Annotated in this window: 12 protein-coding genes; 10 read left to right on the top strand and 2 right to left on the bottom strand. The window is 33.2% G+C overall.

The window, feature by feature from the left end:
- The 3 genes from Q4Q35_RS09100 to Q4Q35_RS09090 all read left to right on the top strand — a co-directional run bounded on the left by Q4Q35_RS09100 (position 1) and on the right by Q4Q35_RS09090 (position 2106).
- The gene (locus tag Q4Q35_RS09100) at positions 1–453 is read left to right on the top strand and encodes a GNAT family N-acetyltransferase (protein WP_303277659.1); all 453 of its coding nucleotides are present in this window, start codon (positions 1–3) and stop codon (positions 451–453) included.
- Between the two features lie 84 nt (positions 454–537).
- Positions 538–1554, top strand: a complete 1017-nt coding sequence (locus Q4Q35_RS09095; RefSeq protein WP_303277658.1) for a COX15/CtaA family protein — start codon at positions 538–540, stop codon at positions 1552–1554.
- 39 nt (positions 1555–1593) lie between these two features.
- Positions 1594–2106: an IS1096 element passenger TnpR family protein gene (locus tag Q4Q35_RS09090; protein ID WP_303277657.1), complete on the top strand. Its 513-nt coding sequence runs from the start codon at positions 1594–1596 to the stop codon at positions 2104–2106.
- Between the two features lie 6 nt (positions 2107–2112).
- On the opposite strand, the gene Q4Q35_RS09085 is transcribed toward Q4Q35_RS09090, so the two are convergent.
- Entirely contained in the window at positions 2113–3174 is a 1062-nt protein-coding gene (locus Q4Q35_RS09085) for a hypothetical protein (protein ID WP_303277656.1), read from the bottom strand.
- Between the two features lie 127 nt (positions 3175–3301).
- Between Q4Q35_RS09085 and Q4Q35_RS09080 the strand changes: the two genes are divergently transcribed.
- The 6 genes from Q4Q35_RS09080 (at position 3302) to uvrB (ending at position 20270) form a co-directional block, all read left to right on the top strand.
- Positions 3302–4198 carry an ABC transporter ATP-binding protein gene (locus Q4Q35_RS09080; RefSeq protein WP_303277655.1) on the top strand — a complete coding sequence of 299 codons (897 nt, stop codon included), beginning with the start codon at positions 3302–3304 and terminating at the stop codon, positions 4196–4198.
- A gap of 19 nt (positions 4199–4217) precedes the next feature.
- On the top strand, positions 4218–5051 hold the full coding sequence (locus Q4Q35_RS09075; protein ID WP_303277654.1) for an ABC transporter permease: 834 nt from the start codon (positions 4218–4220) through the stop codon (positions 5049–5051).
- 28 nt (positions 5052–5079) lie between these two features.
- Positions 5080–7833: a T9SS type B sorting domain-containing protein gene (locus tag Q4Q35_RS09070; RefSeq protein ID WP_303277653.1), complete on the top strand. Its 2754-nt coding sequence runs from the start codon at positions 5080–5082 to the stop codon at positions 7831–7833.
- A gap of 148 nt (positions 7834–7981) precedes the next feature.
- A complete protein-coding gene (locus tag Q4Q35_RS09065; protein WP_303277652.1) occupies positions 7982–12871 on the top strand; it encodes a T9SS type B sorting domain-containing protein in 4890 nt (1629 codons plus the stop codon).
- Between the two features lie 180 nt (positions 12872–13051).
- Positions 13052–18244, top strand: a complete 5193-nt coding sequence (locus Q4Q35_RS09060) for an FIDD domain-containing protein (RefSeq protein WP_303277651.1) — start codon at positions 13052–13054, stop codon at positions 18242–18244.
- Between the two features lie 22 nt (positions 18245–18266).
- Entirely contained in the window at positions 18267–20270 is a 2004-nt protein-coding gene (uvrB, locus tag Q4Q35_RS09055; RefSeq protein WP_303277650.1) for an excinuclease ABC subunit UvrB, read from the top strand.
- Between the two features lie 71 nt (positions 20271–20341).
- On the opposite strand, the gene Q4Q35_RS09050 is transcribed toward uvrB, so the two are convergent.
- Complete coding sequence (locus Q4Q35_RS09050; RefSeq protein ID WP_303277649.1) at positions 20342–20749, bottom strand: TerB family tellurite resistance protein; 408 nt, start codon at positions 20747–20749, stop codon at positions 20342–20344.
- Positions 20750–21113: 364 nt separating this feature from the next.
- On the opposite strand from Q4Q35_RS09050, the gene Q4Q35_RS09045 reads away from it, so the two are divergent.
- A complete protein-coding gene (locus Q4Q35_RS09045) occupies positions 21114–21374 on the top strand; it encodes a DUF1456 family protein (RefSeq protein ID WP_303277648.1) in 261 nt (86 codons plus the stop codon).
- Positions 21375–21408 lie beyond the last annotated feature (34 nt).

The raw sequence follows: 21408 nt of genomic DNA, 5'->3' as shown, positions 1-21408 counted from the left end.
ATGATTAAACTAATTAGAACAGATTCCGACAATAAAGACTTCATCAATTTAGTAAACTTATTAAATGACTATCTAAAGGTTGTTGACGGAGACGATCATGAGTTTTATAATCAATACAACAATATTGATGTACTAAAGCATGTAGTAATTGCTTATATAGATAATAAACCTGTTGGCTGTGGTGCTTTTAAAAAATATACAGAGCATGAAACCGAAGTAAAACGTATGTACACACTTCCAGAAACAAGAGGAAAGGGTGTTGCTACTATAATTCTAAAAGAATTAGAAAACTGGTCTAAAGAATTAAGCTACGAAGCATGTGTGTTGGAAACCGGAAAAAGGCAGGTAGAAGCTGTACAATTTTATAAAAAGAACAACTATACAGTAATACCAAATTACGGACAGTATAAAGATATGACTAATAGCCTTTGCTTTAAAAAAATGATAGGCTAAATACAATGTCACCTCGAGCGCAGTCGAGAGGTTAATTAATTTTACTAAAGAAAAGGTCTCGACTGCGCTCGACCAGACAAAAAGATGAATAAAGACAATAAAAAAGTTATTTATTGGCTACTTACCGGATGTCTGCTAATTTTTATTATGGTAGTCGTAGGCGGCATTACAAGATTAACACATTCCGGATTATCTATATCTAACTATAAACTTATTTCTGGTACTATTCCGCCAATGAATGACGTAGAATGGCAAGAAGCTTTTAATTTATATAAACAATACCCCGAATATCAAAAATTAAATAACCAATTTACACTTCAAGATTTTAAAGATATTTATTTCTGGGAATGGCTACATCGTGTTATTGGTCGGTTTATAGGACTCGTATTTTTAATCCCATTTATATACTTTTTAATTAAAAAAAAGATATCAAAAGCAACCGCAAAAAAGGCTATTATCTTGCTATGCCTTGGTGCATTTCAAGGTTTTTTGGGATGGTATATGGTTAAAAGTGGCTTAGTTGATAATCCAGATGTAAGCCATTACAGGCTGGCAGCACATTTAACAACAGCATTTATAACCTTTGCATATACCTTTTGGGTTGCATTAGATTTAATATTTCCGCATAAAAAACAAATAAATAAATCCTTTAGAAACTTAATACGATTAAGCCTTGCTATCTTACTACTTCAAATTATATATGGTGCTTTTGTAGCCGGATTAGATGCCGGTTTTATACATAACCATTGGCCCATGATGAGTGAAGGTAAATTTATGCACCAAACCGTTTACATTGAGCAAAGTCCATGGTACAAAAATTTCATTGAAGGCAAAAGTGGTATTCAATTTGTACATAGAATGTTGGCATATGTCATTGTTTTATTCATTTTATTAATTTGGAAAAAATCAAAAAAATTACAGCTTACAAAGTACCAATCTAAAGGCATACAGATATTACTTGTCGTATTATGTATCCAATTTTTATTAGGTATATTCACTATCCTATTACAAGTACCTGTTTGGTTAGGTGTAGCACATCAAATAGGAGCTTTCTTTTTATTAAGCGCCATGACTTTTACATTGCATCGTTTTACCAAATAATCGAAAAAAAACATACCTTTGTAGTATAACTATTTCATCATGATTTACAGATTTAGAGTTATTTTAGACAATGATACCGAAGAGGATATTTTTCGTGATTTAGAAATTCGCGAAAGTGATACTCTTGAAGATTTGCATAATATTATCACTCAATCCTTTGGATTTGATGGTACAGAAATGGCGTCGTTTTATTTAAGTGATGACCAATGGAATCAAGGTGAAGAAATTTCACTGTTCGATTTAAGTGAAGACAACTCTGCCCGATTAATGAATGAAACAGAAATTAGTAGCGTTGTACACGAGGTACAGCCAAAACTGATTTATGTGTACGACTTTTTAAGTATGTGGACATTTTATGTTGAATTAGCTGAAATTGTAGAAGAAGCTAAGGGTACTGATTACCCCAATTTAATGTTTGTTAAAGGTCAAGTACCAGATGTAGCTCCCGAAAAATTATTTGAAGCAGACACAGACGACAATTACAATGAGTTTGAAGATAGTATTGATGTTGACGATTATAACAATTTAGACTTCGATGAAAATTGGAATTAATTAAGACTATTTTAAATTTTCCAGATTTACATTTTCATAATTACGAGTTAAAAACTCCATAGAACATCTAAGAATTTCTCCCATATTTTTAGAGTGCTTGAACTTCACATCTTGAGTAAATTCAAAGATTTTCATTTTTAATAAATCTATATTTTCTTCTTTTGAAATGGTATCTGTACACATACAATCTAATAGTTTATCAACTCTACCGGGAAAACTCTTTAAACGCTTTACCAAAATAGAACGTTCCTCCGTTTTATATTGATCTATAGATAATTTCTGTATACTATTAGACACCAATTCTACCATTTTTAAATTTTCTTTAAAAAATTGTGGCCTATAAATATTAAACTTTCCTTCGTACGATTGTTGATCAAAATCTATCGCTCTAATTTTATAAACAACATGATCAAAATCGTGGGTTGGTACAATAACATAATTATAAGAGCGCATGTCACCTAAAAGCCTAATCATACAACGTTCATTAAACTTTACAAATTCTTTGGCTATTTGAGCTTTTTCAGATTTATCACATTTAGGAAGCATATTCTTTACAAATTCATCTCCAGGAATACCAACAATATGCTCTTCTATTAATGTATTTTTATAAACTAAAAAATTGAGATTATAAGGCGATAACATATGTTCTAATTCTAAACCATAAACTCGAGATGCATCTGCAATTTTCACATAAAAATAGGTGAAATTATCATTTAAAATATTTCGAATTTTAATTCTAAATGGCTTCGAATTTCCAAACGTGCAATAATCAATAGCATCCACATTAAGAAAAGGTATGGTATTCTCGTTTCCATCAGAATGCAAAATGGTATAAACCTTTTTTAAAGATAAATCAATCTCTTCTCTTTCAAATTCATTATAAAAAACCCGTATCCATAAAGTGTCTTTTTCCTCTTTATCATAAACCACTACAGAGCCTTGAAAACGTAATAAATCTTCATAAAAAATAGGGATTTTTATATTTCTATTATATTCATAAAGATAATCATGTAACTTGGGCGTTACAGGAAACGATGGCTTTTTTTTAGATATCTTTAAATCTTCCATAAATAGTATAATTACTCAAATTTAAAGCTTTTATTTTATAAGCCTGTAACAAAGTAATCATACTGTCGTCATATTTTTAATAAATAACCAATGCTATGTTTCTAAATAGCATAAAAAATGTAAAAATTTGGAGTCTATACTAACAATTAGCAATCTCACCAAAAAATTCGGGTATTTAACAGCAGTAAAAGATTTATCATTCACTATAAATAAGGGCAACGTTTATGGTATTTTAGGCCCCAATGGAAGTGGGAAATCAACCACCTTAGGAATCGTATTAAATGTTGTAAATAAAACGCAGGGGGATTTTTATTGGTTTGATGGGAATATAACAACACATGATGCTCTAAAAAAGGTCGGAGCTATTATAGAACGTCCAAATTTTTATCCGTACATGACAGCAACCCAAAACCTGAAGCTCGTTTGTAAAATTAAAGGTGTTGACTATGCAAAAATTGATGAGAAACTGGAAATTGTTGGGCTTTTAGAGCGAAAAGACAGTAAGTTTAAAACTTATTCGTTGGGAATGAAACAGCGTTTAGCCATAGCATCTGCACTTTTAAACGACCCTGAGATTTTAATTTTGGATGAGCCCACTAACGGATTAGATCCTCAGGGCATACATCAAATTAGAGAAATTATAAAACAAATTGCAGCGAAAGGCACCACTATTCTTTTAGCCTCACATCTATTAGACGAAGTTGAAAAAGTTTGCTCACATGTTGTTGTATTGCGTAAAGGTGTTAAACTATATTCTGGTCGTGTTGATGAAATGATTTCGAGCCATGGTTTTTTTGAATTAAAAACGAATAAACAGAATGAATTAGTAGCGTTATTGGAAAATAATGTCTCATTTAAAAATATTAAAGTTGAAGATGGTTTAGTTACCGCTTTCTTGGACTCCCCAATGAAATCTGAAGATTTTAACAAGTACTTATTCGAAAAAGGTATTATACTCACACATTTGGTACAACGCAAAGAAAGTTTAGAAGAGCAATTTTTGCAATTAACAGACAACAACTAATAGAACCAAAACGCATCACATGTTACGACTTTTAAGTATAGAATTTCAAAAAATAAAACATAATAAAGCAAGCAAAGTTTTAATATCAATATACTTTTTATTACTAGTATCAATTGCTCTTATTGCATCAATAAAATTTGATATTGGTTCAATTAAATTTCACCTAGCCGAGCTAGGAATTTTTAATTTCCCATATATCTGGCATTTCAATACATTTGTCGCTGCTTTTTTTAAAATTTTCCTTTTAATGGTCATTGTATCTATGACGGCAAATGAATATAGTAATAAAACACTAAAACAAAACTTAATTGATGGTTTAAGTAAGAAAGAATTTATATTGTCAAAATTCTACATGGCTCTCTCTTTTGCCGCAATTTCAACAGTTTTTGTGTTTTTAGTTTCAATTGTTTTAGGACTAATCTATTCTAGCTATACCGAGCCAGCAATCATTTTTACCGATCTAGAATTTTTGTTAGCATTCTTTATAAAGCTGGTGTGCTTTTTCTCTTTTGGTTTATTTTTAGGAGTATTAATTAAACGCTCTGCTTTTGCTGTTGCAGCTATGGCTGTTTTATTTTTAATAGAATTCATTAGCTACTTTATAATTAGTGGTCACTACAAAGGTTTTGATGAAACAGATAGAATATATCAATTTTTACCATTTAAATCTATGTGGAATTTAATAGATGAACCCGGCTCAAGATTATCTGCAGCCAAAGAATTGGCAGCTCAATTAGGAGAAGACTTGACATACGATTACGCAGTGCATTGGTACGAAATTGCTATTGTTTTGGGTTGGACTGCCTTATTTATCTTTTTATCGTATAGATTATTAAAAAAGCGAGATTTATAATATATTTGGTAGTATACTACCAAATGCTATGAAAAAGATTATCGTATTAATAATATGTTTTATTACGAGCTTTAATACTTTTTCTCAAAACGAAGCGTCTAATTGGTATTTTGGCAATTATGCCGGGATTCGTTTTAATGCCAATGGAACCATATCAGAACTAACAGATGGCCAGTTAACCACTCGTGAAGGCTGTACTACTATTTCTGATGGCGATGGCAACCTATTATTTTATACAGATGGCGTAACCGTATGGGATAGATTACACAGACCCATGCCAAATGCAAATGGTCTTACAGGAAATGGTTTGTTTGGAGACCCTTCCAGTTCGCAATCTGCCATAGTAATTCCAAAACCTAAAGATCCCAATATATATTATATTTTTACTGTAGACACATCCATATCTGCAAATGGTGACCCCGACCTGGGGTTCAACTATTCTGAAGTTGATATGAGCTTAAATGGGACATTTGGAGATGTCACATCAAAAAATATTAACTTGCTTCCAAATAGTTCCGAAAAAATCAGTGCCGTTCAAAAAGATTGCGAAACACAGGCACTTTGGGTAATTACCTTCTCCTCTACAGATGGTGCTGCCACCAATAACCTTTTAAACACATATCATGCATACGAGATAACAGATATGGGTATAAATACAGTACCTGTCTCTTCTACATTTAATGATCTTGTTGTAACCGATCAAAGAGGTTGCTTAAAACTATCTCCAGATGGTACAAAATTAGTGTCCGCAAATTCTTCAGACGGTATATTTCTCTATGATTTTGATGTAAATACAGGAATTGTTAGCAACCAACAAGAAATTAATATTAATTTTGACCCTCCAGAAAAAAAACAATCCCCATATGGCGTTGAGTTTTCACAAAACAGTACTGTTTTATACGTTTCAGCGTATTTTAATACCGATCCCAATCTGGATTTTTTCGACCCCACAAAACAATATGGATCCTTATTACAATATGATTTAACAGCTCCAAATATAAGTGATACTGAAACTGTGATAGATGACAGGCAAATGTATAGAGGCAGCTTACAATTAGGTCCAGATGGTAGAATTTATAGAGCCATGAGCAGTACATACGATAGAGGGTCTCCCTTTTTATCCATTATAAATGAACCTAATATTTTAGGAGTTTCATGCGATTACGAACATAATGCCATCAGCTTAACCCGTAATTCAACACAAGGTTTACCTCCATTTATAACATCTTTCTTTACTCAAAAAATAGATATTATAGATAACAACGCCATAACTACAAGATTAGAATTATGTGCCGGAGATAAATATATATTACAAGCCGACAACATTCCTGGAGCTATTTACACATGGTCTTTAAACGATGTCCCGTTACCTGAATCTGATTTTGATCTGGAAGTTTCAGTTCCCGGAACATATAAAGTCTTTGTCGACACAAATACAGGGGATTGTAAAGAAACATTAGAAGGTATAGCTCAGGTAACTTATAATACAAACCCAACAGCATTTGATGCAGAACTGATCCAATGTGACGAAGATGGTATAGCTGGTGGTTTTACAAGGTTTGATCTAAATCAAGCTAACAATGCCTTAACTGGTGGCATTTTAGGTTTATCCACAAGGTTTTTTACTGATAGTACTAGAAATTCCGAAATTACCAATAGTAGTAATTATACGTATGATGCAGATAACCCGAGTCCCATATATGTTGAAGTTTACAATATAGATACCAACTGTTACGACACGTCTGTATTAACTTTGAATTTAAGTCTTGAAAATATTCAACCTTATGTTCATGAAGATTGTGATGAACTAGAGTCTGAAGACGGTATTAATACCTTTAATCTAGATGAAATAACAACCAATATCCAAGCGATTAATGGCTTTACGTATCCAATAACTTATTACGAAACCTATAATGATGCGCTTTTAGAAGAAAATAATTTAGATTTATCTTATACAAACGAAAACAATCCATACAACCAAATAATTTTTGCAAGGGTAGAAAATAATAATGCCTGTTTTGACATTGGAGAAATAACCCTTAGAGTTAATGAATTGCCCAACATAGATAGAGAAGCACTCACTTACTATTGTTTAAATACTTTTCCCGAAACCATTAATATAAACGCCACTATTTTAAATGATTCTCCGAGTAATTATACGTATAGTTGGTCTACAGGTGAAAGTACATACGAAATTCAAATAAATGAACCTGATATTTATAATGTAACCGTTATTAATAGTAACGGATGTACCAAAAACAAAACTATAACAGTTGAAGCTTCTAACATAGCTACTATTCAAGACATTAATGTAGTTGATGCCTCTCAAAACAATATGATTACAGTTATCGTATCTGGTGAAGGTGACTATGAATACAGGTTACTAGACCAAAATAATGCTATAGTTTATCCTTACCAAAAAAGCAATATATTTGAAAATGTCCCCCCAGGTATTTATACAGTAACCGTAAACGATGTAAAAAATAATTGTGGAGCCATTCCCTATAAAGTGTCTGTTATAGGTTTTCCTAAATTCTTTACCCCTAACAATGATGGTGTACATGACACCTGGCAGATATATGGTGTTTCAAGTATGATTCAACCAGAAACCAAAATTCGTATTTTTAACAGATATGGTAAACTAATAAAACAAATAAGTCCTACTGGTATTGGGTGGGATGGTACCATCAATGGGGAAAAATTACCTGTTGATGACTACTGGTTTGCTATTGAGTTACAAGACGGTAGGATTTTTAAGAATCATTTTACTTTAAAATACTAAAAAAGACCTCAAAACTAATAAAAATGCGTTTCGTTGTGTTTTTTTGTGTTTCACTCAAAAAACATCTACTTTCCGATCAAAATTTACCCGATATTCTATTTAAATAAATATTGATCTAAAAGAATCAAAAAAAGAAGGCCTACAGACCATGAGATTTATTTGTTATTTCTTATTTATACTTATTTGCTGTAATAACGCCATGTTTTCTCAGCAAATAACAGTAGATAGTAATGTAGGTTTACAACAACTTATAGAAGATAATCTGGTAGATGGTTGTGTGGATATTTCTAATATAACCTCATCGGTTAATGGCAATATGCATGGACTACCAAGTTATGGGTATTTTGAACGTGCCGGCTCAAATTTCCCTTTCGAAAATGGTATCATGCTTTCAACCGGTAGTGCTACCTCTGCTGGAAATGGTGTCATTACACCTCCGCTTAGTGAAAGTTCTACAACCTGGGGAACAGATCCAGATTTGGAAACTGCTTTAGGTATTACAAATACCCTAAACGCAACATCTATAGAGTTCGATATCGTATCCATATCAAATCAAGTTCAATTTAACTATTTATTTGCATCAGAAGACTATGATGGTATTAATCCTTGTTTAGTTTCTGATGGGTTTGTCTTTCTTATTAGAGAAGCTAGCAGTACAGGGCCTTATCAAAACATTGCTTTAGTGCCGGGAACATCTGACCCTGTTAACACAAACAATGTACGTCCTAATTTACTTCCTGCCTGTGCGCCCCAAAATCAACAATATTTTGATGGTTACAATATAGGAGATACTAATTATATTGGACGCACCACCGTATTAACAGCATCAACAACTATTACCCCTAATATTACATATCATGTTAAAATAATTATTGCCGATCAAAACGATGGGACTTTTGATTCTGCCGTATTTATTGAAGGCGATAGTTTTAAAATTTTAGACTTAGGTGATGATATAGAAACTTGTGCAAGCTCAACACTTTTAGATGCAGATATACAAAACCCTATGGCTACTTATGCCTGGTATTTAGATAATAACTTAATAAATGGCGCTATAAACCCTACATATAATGCCATTCAAAGTGGTACTTATAGAGTTGTTGTTACTGTAGATTTAAATGGAACAAGTTGCCCTGAAGAAGATGAAATAAATGTGTCATTAAATACAGAAGAACCTATTACTCCTATTAGCGATTATGGATTATGTGATGATATAAGTGGTGATGAAAGTGAAACATTTGACCTTTCAACTAAAGATACAGAACTCATCAATAACATCCCCTTTTCAAATTACACCTATACATACCACCTTTCTGATGCAGATGCCAGAGCTAATGTTAATGATATAACCGCTCCCATCTCTAATACAGTGAATCCTCAACCTATTTTTGTTAGAATAGACGATTTAGACAGCAACTGTTTTGCCTATACTACTTTTAATTTAGTAGTAAATCCAATTCCAAATATAACCGCCCCATCAACTTTAGAAATTTGTGACGAAGATGATTCTCCAGATGGTTTTGCTATCATAGACTTAACACAAAAAGATAGTCAAATAACCAATGGTCAAAGTAATTTAATAGTATCTTATCATGATAGCCAGGCTGATGCTAATACTGGTAATAACCCGATACCCTCTCCTTATGTTAATAGCAATACACCTACAGAGATCATTTATGTTCGTGTCATAAACGCGTTAACAGGCTGTGTAAACACATCTGAAACATTAACGGTAAATATGACGATAAGCCCCATAGTAGATAGAGAAACACTCTATCTGGATGCTTGTGATACAGATTTAGATGGATTCGCTAGTTTTAATTTAAGACATGCTTTAAGTAATATTGTTGGTGGTTTACCTGCTGGTGTAACACCAACATTCCATGAAAGTTACGATGATGCCAATACGGGTAGTAACCCTATTCCAAATGAAACAAATTATCAAAATATAAACTTTGAAGAGCAAACTATATATATAAGAATAGAAAGTAATACAACGCTCTGTGCTTCTATAGTTCCTCTTGAAATTCACACTAATCTACTTTTAACCGGTACAAATCTAGGAGATTTTGCCTTATGCGATAATAATGATATAGATAATGATACATTAGAATTCAATTTAACATCCGTAGAAACTCATATTGCCAATGATTTAACAAATCCGGTTACTGTTACTTTTTATGAAACAGAAGGCGATAGAGATAATAACAATGCACCTATACCTAAAGGGGTATTATATGAAGCTACCAGCCCTACAGTGTTATATGTAAGCCTAGACGATGGAAATTGTGCACAAGTAGGCGAAATAACATTACTTGTAAACCCGATATTACAATTCAATCCAGCTAACCCGATTCCCTATTGTGATACCGACGATGATGGCTTTGTTAGCATTGATCTACACTCACTTGATGATATGGTAACTAATAGTAACACAGATTTTACTGTGACCTATTTCCCTACCTTTTTCGATGCAGAAAATAACACGTCCAATCAACTACCGGATTTTTTCACAAATACAAATCCTATAGAGCCTATTTTCGCTCGAATTACTAATAATGATACAGGATGTGCTACTACAAATTCTTTTGAAATTGAGGTCACTTTAGCTCCTCCTGCTACACAGCCAAGCCCATACTTAATTTGTGATAATGACCAAGATGGATTTTCTATTATAAATCTTGAAGATAAACTTACTGAAGTTGTGGGGAGCCCTATACCAACTGGATTAGATATAGATTTTTTTACGTCTTTTGATGATGCTGATAGCTTTACAAATCCCATTACGAACCCTACAACATTCAATGCTACAACTCAAACCATTTTTATAAGAGTAGAAAGCACTGTAAGCACTTCCGGATGTTATAATATTGTAGAACTTGAAGTCATTGTTAACACCTTACCGGATATCCCAACTATTAGCAACTTTCAGATTTGTCAAACAGGTGGCGGTAGTACAGCAGATTTTTTGTTAGTTGATAAAGATGCAGAAATTTTAAATGGGCAAATAGGTAAAGAAGTTTTTTATTTTGAAGATGCAGCTTTCACAATACCTATTGATAAAAATGCTCTATACCGAAACAATTCCAGAACTCAAACCATTTATGTGCGCGTGGAGAATATAACTGATGCCAGTTGTTTTGATATCGCTTCATTTATATTACAAGTATCCCCAGATCCCGTTTACAATATTCCCGATCCTTTTTTTAGATGTGATGACATATCTAATGATGGTATAGATACATTTGATCTAAATGAAAAAATTTTAGAAATACAGGGTCCTACCCCTCCTGAAGTTCTAAATATTACGTTTCACATCACCAGAGAAGATGCAGAAGCTAATGATAATGCATTACCTCTCACTTATACTAATACCAGAAACCCACAAACCATATATACCAGAATTGAAAGTGACGACTCACTTTGCTATGTTATTGAAGAAATAAATATAAATATTCTTGCTGCTCCAGATATTACTATACCTACCCCGCTAACGCTATGCGATGAAGATTACGATGGGAGTACAACATTTGATTTAACAACAGCCGATTTTGAAATTTTAGATAGAATCCAAACTAGCCTTATAATAAACTATTTTGAAAATTTTGATGACATAAACCAAAACGATGGTTTAGATAACACAAACGAAATAGTAGATCCATCAAATTTTATTTCTAACGCAAAAACTGTATATATCAAAGTGGCAAATACTTTAACCGAGTGTTTTAGTGTCGTACCACTAGAATTAGAAATAAACCTACCTCCTCCCACTAATAATATAGGAACCATCCCTATTTGTGATAATGATACAGATACTTTCGATTTATCTACTGTAGATACCATGATTGTAGATGATCCTAGTTTGGTAACTATATCATATCACAATTCTCAAAGCGATGCCGATGACGGCTTAGCACCATTAAGTAACATATTTAATTATACATCGAGCAATCATACTATATTTATAAGAGTTTCAGATAACACAACTGGCTGTTATATTGCACCTTCATTCAATCTGCAAATAAACCCAAACCCCATTGCAAACACAATTCCGGATTTAATTACATGTGATGATAATTTTGACGGATTGTTTGAATTCAATTTACCAGCATTAACTACTAATAGTATTTTGGGAACACAAAATGCCTCAGACTATACTATTACCTATTATAATGATACTACCAATGCTGAAGCAGGTACAAATATGGTAGACAATAATTACCTCGCATTTGATAGTGAAATTATTTATGCTCGTATTGAAAACAACAATACAGGCTGCTTTGATACCACACAATTTTCAGTTCGTATAAACCCATTACCAGTAATACCTATTGATGATGTGGTTCCGTTGTGTATAGATAATCTACCTCTTGTAATTAGTGCAGAAACAGGGAACCCAGATGACACTTATTCATGGTCTACAGGAGAAACAACACCAGAAATACTATTAAATGATATTAGCGAAATCGGAAATTATTCAGTGACCGTTACCAGACCCTATATTATAGGTGGAGATTGTCCATATACACATCATTTTTCTGTTATCGATTCTCAATCGGCCACCATAAACTTTACAACAACAGTTGATTTTGCAGACCCGAACAGTATTACAGTAGATATTGACACCAGTAATATTGGGAATTATGTATTTATATTAGATGACGGCGAACCACAAACATCTAATATTTTTGAAAATGTGACATTTGGCTTGCATACCGTTACTGTAAGAGATTTAAATGGATGTATGGATGTTTCGCAAGATGTGATGGTTATAGATATACCAAAATTTGTCACGCCAAATAGTGATGGTTTCTACGATACCTGGCATATAGTAGGTATTGAATTATTACCAGGAACCATTGTTCATATATACAACAGACATGGTAAACTTATTAAAACCTTACCACATACGTCCATTGGTTGGGATGGTACATATAATGGACAAAATATGCCTTCTGATGATTATTGGTTCTCAGCCGATGTTATCCAAAATGGCAATGCCTTTAATATTAAAGGTCATTTTGCTTTAAAACGTTAATCTCATAAAAGTTTTAACATAAAAGTAAGATAATACACAATAGTTTATTAAAATAATCGCCATTAAACTTTTTTTATCTAAAAAATTTAAACCTTCCTGTTTTTTTAAGGTCTAATTGAACTAAATACTATATTTTTAAGTATTTAGTTCAATTAGAACCCTCCCAACCAATTGTAGATTATGCAATCTAATATTCTTTATAAAAAAATATTATTATTATTTATAATTACTATCACTACACAAGGTTATTCTCAATTAAATAAAACACATTACATCCCACCACTAACAAGTGCAGAATTTGGAAATGCTAATCCAGAAGATCAATATATTTACATATCAACACCAAGTACAACAAATATTCCATTTACTATTATGCCTGTTGGTCAACCAACTACTAGTAATATAACTGGTAATGTTTCAAATACAAACCCACAACGAATCTCTATAGGTTCTGGAAACGGGCAATTATTTATCCCTTCATCACAAACAAGCGTAGTCGTTAACAACAGAGGCTATATTATTGAAGCCGAAAGCCCTATTTATGTATCAGTAAGAATGAATGCAGGTTCTACTGCTCAAGCTGGAGCTTTAGTAAGTAAAGGAATTTCAGCCTTGGGAACTACTTTTAGAGTCGGCAGTTATACAAATGAAAACCCACAAGATAATTATTTAAATTTTGCATCAGTTATGGCAACCGAGGATAATACACAGGTCTCCTTTAGTGACCTTCCTGCTGGTATTATTATAAAAAATTATTCTGGAACCACACCCATAAATACAACTTTAAATAAAGGCGAAAGCTATACTATAGCAACAAACAGTAGTAGCTCTGTTATTAACCATGATGGCTTAATAGGTTGTTTAATAAGCTCCGATAAACCTATAGTGGTAAGCTGTGGCTCCACAAATGGTAGTTTTCATAACGGCGGTGGTCGAGATTATGGTATAGATCAAATTGTGGGCTTATCAAAAGTTGGAACAGAATATATTTTCGTTAAAGGAGATGGTAATAATGATTGGGAAAACATTCTAATTGTAGCACATACAGACAATACAACCATAAGCATAAATGGGAATGCACCCGTAACAACAATTAATGCGGGCGAATACTATCTAATAGAAGGAAATAACTTTAATACCAGTGGTAATATGTATGTTGAAACTTCCGCGCCTGTCTTTGCTTATCAAGGTGTAGGAGCAACAACCAGTGAAGCCAATCAAGGCATGTTTTTTGTGCCGCCATTAAGCTGCGAAGCCAGAGGGAATCTGGATAACATAGCCAATATTGAAGATATCGGAAATACTAATTACACCGGAGGTGTAACCATCGTTACAAAATCCGGAGCTACTGTAACCATTAACAATACACCCATATCTAGTTTCTCTACAATTGGCCCCAGTACTGTTACTGGCAAAACCGACTATGTAACATACAAAGTTACCGGGCTTACAGGAAATATATCAGTTGAAAGTAGCGATGAATTATATTGTGCCTACTTTAACTTTAATGGAGCAGCCACTTCCGGGAGTTTTTATTCCGGTTTTCCTTCTCCACCAGAAATTAATTTTGATGCACAATTCGCAACCTTGGGAAATTGTATTCCTAATATTACTTTAGAAGCTGCCAATACTCAAAATTTTGATAGTTTTGAATGGTGGTTCGATGATGGAACAGGGTTCCAAAACCAGTTTATAAGTACCCCTTTTTTAACACCAACACTTCCCGGAAAATATAAATTGATTGGAGTTATAACCTGTACCTTGGAAAGGTTAGAATCTGCAGAAGTTCCAGTAAGCATCTGTCCAGACGATACAGATAATGATGGTATTATTGATAATATTGACATAGATAATGATAATGATGGCATTCTTAATTGTATAGAATCAAATGGTGATGTTACAGTAAATATTGCTGACAAAGGCCTCCCCCCTCGGCTTCTTTTTCAAGACAACACCACTAATACTACAATAACCTCATCATCATTCACCCAAAATAATAGTTCAGGAAATAATACAGCAAATACCATAACAGGCACAGCCACTGGTGGCTTTACAAGCATCGTTCAACCAGCAGCAAATGCAGAAAGCACATATACATTGAATTTTACAGAATCAGTGAATGTAAAATTTATGGAAGATACAGCCATAACACATGTGGCTACTACTGGCGAATTTTTTATTGCCAAAATTTTACCGGCTAATAAAAATATCACACTAATCGACCCAGATAACCGTTTATTGGTTGATACTAACTTTGATGGCGTTTTTGAAACAGGAGTCACTCAAATTTCAGGATCAGAAATTCATTATAAAATAAACCCAGCACCTTTAGGCAATACCCCGTATCAATTTTTCGCCAATCAAGTAGATGGATTTTCTTTTATCCATAAGTTATCAAATACAACCACAGCTTCTACATTTAGTAATGGTATTATATCACTTACCTGCTTTAAAAAAGATACGGATTTAGATGGGGTTAAAGATGAAATAGATTTAGATAGTGATAACGATGGTATCCCAGATAATATTGAAAATAATGGCTTACTAGAAGCTCTATCAGGTATAGATATAGATGCTAACGGACTAGATGATATTTACGATATTAATGTAACACCTCTTGATTCTGATAACGATACTATTTTTGATTTCTATGATTTAGACAGTGATAATGACGGTATTTATGATTTAATAGAATCCGGACAATTGAACACCTTACTGTTTGATGCAAATCTGGATGGTATTGAAGATGGACCGGCTTACGGTGTTAATGGCTGGGCAGATGCTGCTGAAACTGCATCGGACAGTAATCTTATTGGCTATACACCTAATGATCTGGATAACGACACCATATATAGTTATATTGATTTAGACAGCGATGGCGACACATGTAGCGATGTTATAGAGGCCGGCTTTTCTGATGCAAATGGCAATGATTTATTAGGAGGAGATAACCCCGTTACAATTAACGCTTCCGGATTAGTATTAGTTACAAATACTAGTGATGGGTATACTATTCCCAATAGCGATTATTTGGATTTTGCAACTATAACCATAACAACTCAGCCTATAGATACGGAAGTTTGCGAATTTTCAAATACCACAATATCTATAGCAACATCAGCTATGGATACCATTCAATGGGAACTTAGTACAGACGGTATTAATTGGAACCCGATTGTAGACGATGCCATTTACAGTGGAACTCAAACAGTTAATTTAAATATTTCCAATACACCGATTTCTTATAATACATACCAATATAGAGCATTTTTAAATCTGGCCGGTAATAGTTGTGGTTTTTACTCAGATGAAATCGAATTAACAGTACACCCTTTACCTATTGTAAATTCACCTGTAACATTAGTACAATGTGACAACGACGACCCTACAACACTTGGTTTCAGTCCTTTTAATCTAACAGAAGCCAACAATGAAATTTCTACAAATGCCTCTAACGAAACATTTACATATTTTTTAACACAAGCAGCTGCTACTTTAGGAGATACTACAAGTCCAGATTATATTAATGATCCAATAACGTTTATTAATAGAACTGTAAGTACAGATATCGTATGGGCACGTGTAGAATCATCTTTCGGATGTGCACAGGTTTCCGAAATTCAATTAAACGTATCTACAACAGCCATTCCGTCGACATTTTTAGAGACTTTTAATCAATGTGATGACTTTCTGGACATTAATGGACTTGATAACACGAACAATGATGATAGAGACGGAATTGCTACATTTGATTTTAGTAGTGTAACAAATATTGTTTTAAGCTCTCTTCCTTCAAATGCTTTGCAGCCACGTTACTATAGAAATGAGGCAGATGCTTTGGCAGAAATTAATGAAATTACCGATATTACAAATTACAGGAATATAGGATACCCAGGGTCACAATATATATATATAAGAGTAGATAGTGCTGTTTCAAATGATTGTTTAGGTTTAGGAGCTCATGTTCTACTAAACGTTGAGGCTTTACCAATAGCCAATGACATAGTCCCTTTTATAGAATGTGATAACGATACTGATCCTACTAACGGATTCTCTTTTAATACAACCACTTTAGAAACAGATTTATTAAACGGACAAAGTTTAACCGATGTTTCTGTTTCCTACTTTGATGCTTCTGGAAACCCATTAAGAGACTTTGATGGCAACTTAATTTCAAGCCCCTTTCCAAATACATTCCTATCAACATCTCAAACCATTACAGCTCGAGTTACTAATAACACCACAGCAGCTCTTGATGGTCCATGCTATGATGAAACCACTATTACCTTTAGAGTAGATGTTCAACCAATTGCAAATCAAGTTGCACCACAAATAGTATGTGATGGTGATATGGGTGATGTAGATGATGATGGCTACTATCCTTTTGATACATCTACCTTTACAAATACCATTTTAGGGTCGCAGTTAGGTACAATGGATATCTACTACGATTATATAGACGAGAATGGTAATTCAGTAGTTGATGCTACTTCCTTGCCCAACCCTTTGAACTCTCAAAATCAAATTATAACTGTAGATGTTGTAAACCCTATCAATGCTGTTTGTTCTGACCCTACCGAAATTGAACTTACAGTAAATCCGTTACCAGAATTTACAGTAGAAACGCCACGAATAGTTTGTTCATCAGAACCTTCATTTACTGTAACGTTATCACCTGAAGAAACAGACATAACAGAAACATTTACATATACATGGCATTGGGATAATTTAGATGGAACTATTACAAATCAATTAATATCTAACGAACGAACTATAACAGAATCAAATGCGGGTACTTATTATATTACTTTAACTAAAACAGATGGCACGGGGTGCCCCAGAACCAGAGAAATATTTGTGGATGCATCAGAACAAGCAACCATCACCTATGAAAATATAGACATATCTGCACCTTCTTATAATCATACCGTAAGTATTATAGACCCTTCGATATTAGGTTTTGGAGAATACGACTATGCATTGCAAGAAGAGGAATCTCCTTTTATAGTATTTCAAGATGAGCCTATTTTCTATAATGTAACCCCCGGTTTTTATACCTTACATATAAGAGATAAAGTTTGTCCTACCACAATGTTTGATATCGCTGTAATCGGACACAACCAATTTTTTACGCCTAATGGTGATTCTGTAAATGATTATTGGAAGATCAAAGGTATAGGTGCTACAAATCAATCCAATAGTGTGGTTTTAATTTTCGATCGCTATGGTAAACTTTTAAAACAAATAAGTCCTCTAGAACCTGGTTGGGATGGCACTTTTAATGGTACTCAATTACCAACAGATGATTACTGGTTTAGGGTTTATTTAGAAGACGGAAGAGAGTTTTCTGGACACTTTACACTAAAAAGGTAATCATATTGTGTAATTTTGTATTATGCAGTTTAAAATTGAATCGGAATTTAGCCCTACCGGAGATCAACCGGAAGCTATAAAACAACTAGTTAATGGTATTGCTTCTAATGAAAAATATCAAACATTACTTGGTGTAACAGGTTCAGGAAAAACCTTTACGGTTGCTAATGTTATTGAAGAAGTGCAACGTCCAACCTTAGTCTTAGCACATAATAAAACACTAGCAGCTCAATTATACTCGGAGTTTAAACAGTTTTTTCCCAATAATGCTGTTGAGTATTTTGTTTCTTATTATGATTACTATCAACCGGAAGCTTACATTCCTGTTTCAGGCGTTTATATAGAAAAAGATTTATCTATTAACGAAGAAATTGAGAAGATGCGTCTAAGTGCTACATCTTCCTTACTTTCTGGTCGTCGCGATGTGTTGGTAATTGCATCGGTTTCGTGTATTTATGGTATAGGAAATCCTATTGAGTTTCAAAAAAATGTGGTGTCTTTAAAACGAGATCAGGTTATTTCGAGAACAAAATTATTACATCAATTAGTACAAAGCCTTTATTCCAGAACTGAAGCCGATTTTAAGCACGGTAATTTTAGAATAAAAGGTGATACGGTGGACATTTTTCCAAGTTATGCCGATGATGCTTTTAGGATTCACTTTTTTGGAGATGAAATTGAAGACATCGAATCTTTTAATGTTCAAACCAATCAGGTTATTGAAAAATACGATCAACTTACCATCTACCCTGCAAATATGTTTGTAACCTCTCCAGATGTATTACAAGGAGCCATTAAAAACATTCAGGAAGATCTGGTAAAACAACACGATTATTTTAAGGAAATTGGTAAACACCTAGAAGCCAAACGGCTTAAAGAACGTACCGAATTCGATTTAGAAATGATTCGTGAACTAGGCTATTGCTCAGGCATAGAAAACTATTCACGTTATCTTGATGGCAGATTACCGGGTACCCGTCCCTTCTGCTTACTGGATTATTTTCCTGATGATTATTTAATGGTAGTAGATGAAAGTCATGTAACTATTTCACAAGTACATGCCATGTATGGTGGTGATAGAAGCAGGAAAGAAAACCTGGTTGAATATGGTTTTAGGCTTCCAGCGGCTATGGATAATCGCCCGTTAAAATTTGAAGAATTTGAAGCCATTCAAAATCAGGTCATATATGTAAGTGCCACACCTGCCGATTATGAGCTTCAAAAAACAGATGGTGTTTATATTGAACAAGTAATTCGTCCGACAGGATTATTAGATCCTATTATTGAAATACGTCCCAGTTTAAATCAAATAGATGATTTAATAGAAGAAATACAACTGAGAGTAGAGAAAGATGAGCGTACATTGGTTACAACGCTTACCAAAAGAATGGCAGAAGAGTTAACCAAATACTTAGACAGAATACAAGTTCGCTGTCGCTATATACATAGTGATGTAGATACTTTAGAACGCGTAGAGATTATGCAGGACTTACGCAAAGGACTATTTGATGTTTTAGTTGGTGTGAATCTTTTAAGAGAAGGCTTGGATTTACCCGAAGTATCTCTTGTTGCTATTTTAGATGCTGACAAAGAGGGCTTTTTGCGCTCAACTCGATCTTTAACACAAACCGTAGGTAGAGCTGCAAGAAATTTAAATGGCAAAGCTATTATGTATGCAGATAAAATAACCAATAGTATGCAAAAGACTATTGATGAAACTAATTACAGACGTGAAAGACAAATAGCTTACAATAACAAAAACAATATTACCCCAAAGCCACTTAATAAAAGTCTGGATAATGCTTTGTCTAAAAATTCAGTAAGTACTTATAGTTACGAACTAGAGGCATTAAAGGCGGCAGAACCAGAAAGCGATTATTTAACAAAACCAGAATTAGAAAAGAAAATTCGCGAAAAGCGCAAATTAATGGAAGAAGCTGCAAAAGCCTTAGATTTTATTATTGCTGCAAAATTACGTGACGAAATAAAAAGCTATCAAAATAAACTAGAAAAGCTAAAAGTTTAAACTTTTAGCTTTTCTATAACCCCTCAATCGAGGTCTTAAAACACATTTAATAAAGACTTAGCAGATTTTCATTAATTATATTGTGTTTTAAAAATGTCAATTAACACATCTGGCGGTACTATTTTATTTGGAAAACTTTCCATTAAATACAGTACCTTCGTAATGGACTCATGGCTTAGTCCCATACGTAAACCGAAATTATATAATTTTATAGCTCCTTTCGTATTGTTTTCATTTTCCTGATCTATATTCATTAATAAAACCAATCTGTGAAACTGTACAATGCGTTCACTATGAGACTTTAAATGTGTATAGGTAACAGGGTGCTCTATTAAGTAGTCAAAATCTTCACGAGTTATCTCTAGTTGTTTTGCGACACCTAATAAAAAGTTATATTCAATATTTTTTATGTCTTTATCATATTTTGCGAAAGCAATCATTTCGGACAAAAGACTTAATTTTTCTACTCTATTAATCATTACTTAGGGGATTAATTAATTACATTATAAAGGTACACACAACAGTAATTTAATAATCGTGTATATAATGTAACTTATCGAAAAACAAGGCGTATTTAATCGTGAATTTTATTTATTTCATCAATAATCACTTTTTTTTATCCAATAAAATGGTATTTCATCATTTTCAAAAAGCTTGTTTTTATAAAAACACAAAACACAACATCTTGTTTATCAGATACATACATTCGTTTATCTTATTTTACCGGCAAATCATCAAAAATCAATATTTAAGGTATCTTTACAAAAGCTTAAAAACGCTAGAAAGGCATATTCTTATGAATTAATTGAGTCGTTTTTGGTAGAAAAAGAGTAAATAAATTTTATGACAAATAATGATGTTTTAAAAAAATTACGAGTTGCTTTAAAACTTCGTGATGATGATATTGTGAAAATTTTAAGTTTGGTCGACTTCAGAATTTCTAAAAGTGAACTCGGTGCATTTTTTAGAAGAGAAGACCATCCTAAATATATGGAATGTGGTGATCAAATTTTACGCAATTTTTTAAATGGACTTGTGATTCATTTACGAGGGCCTATGCCTAAAAAAGGGGAAAATAAAACACAAAAAAAGAGCAACGATTAATAAGAACGTTGCTCTTTTGTATATTTAGATTCCT

This window comes from Flavivirga aquimarina (assembly GCF_030540835.1).
In the GTDB taxonomy this organism is placed as follows: Bacteria; Bacteroidota; Bacteroidia; order Flavobacteriales; family Flavobacteriaceae; genus Flavivirga; species Flavivirga aquimarina.
This window is presented reverse-complemented; position numbering and strand designations above follow the sequence as displayed.

Excerpts from the sequence above, each read along its gene's own strand:
- Q4Q35_RS09100 (WP_303277659.1), top strand. The coding sequence starts at position 1 with ATGATTAAACTAATTAGAACAGATTCCGACAATAAAGACTTCATCAAT.
- Q4Q35_RS09095 (WP_303277658.1), top strand. The coding sequence starts at position 538 with ATGAATAAAGACAATAAAAAAGTTATTTATTGGCTACTTACCGGATGT.
- Q4Q35_RS09090 (WP_303277657.1), top strand. The coding sequence starts at position 1,594 with ATGATTTACAGATTTAGAGTTATTTTAGACAATGATACCGAAGAGGAT.
- Q4Q35_RS09085 (WP_303277656.1), bottom strand. The coding sequence starts at position 3,174 with ATGGAAGATTTAAAGATATCTAAAAAAAAGCCATCGTTTCCTGTAACG.
- Q4Q35_RS09075 (WP_303277654.1), top strand. The coding sequence starts at position 4,218 with ATGTTACGACTTTTAAGTATAGAATTTCAAAAAATAAAACATAATAAA.
- Q4Q35_RS09070 (WP_303277653.1), top strand. The coding sequence starts at position 5,080 with ATGAAAAAGATTATCGTATTAATAATATGTTTTATTACGAGCTTTAAT.
- Q4Q35_RS09065 (WP_303277652.1), top strand. The coding sequence starts at position 7,982 with ATGAGATTTATTTGTTATTTCTTATTTATACTTATTTGCTGTAATAAC.
- Q4Q35_RS09060 (WP_303277651.1), top strand. The coding sequence starts at position 13,052 with ATGCAATCTAATATTCTTTATAAAAAAATATTATTATTATTTATAATT.
- uvrB (WP_303277650.1), top strand. The coding sequence starts at position 18,267 with ATGCAGTTTAAAATTGAATCGGAATTTAGCCCTACCGGAGATCAACCG.
- Q4Q35_RS09050 (WP_303277649.1), bottom strand. The coding sequence starts at position 20,749 with ATGATTAATAGAGTAGAAAAATTAAGTCTTTTGTCCGAAATGATTGCT.
- Q4Q35_RS09045 (WP_303277648.1), top strand. The coding sequence starts at position 21,114 with ATGACAAATAATGATGTTTTAAAAAAATTACGAGTTGCTTTAAAACTT.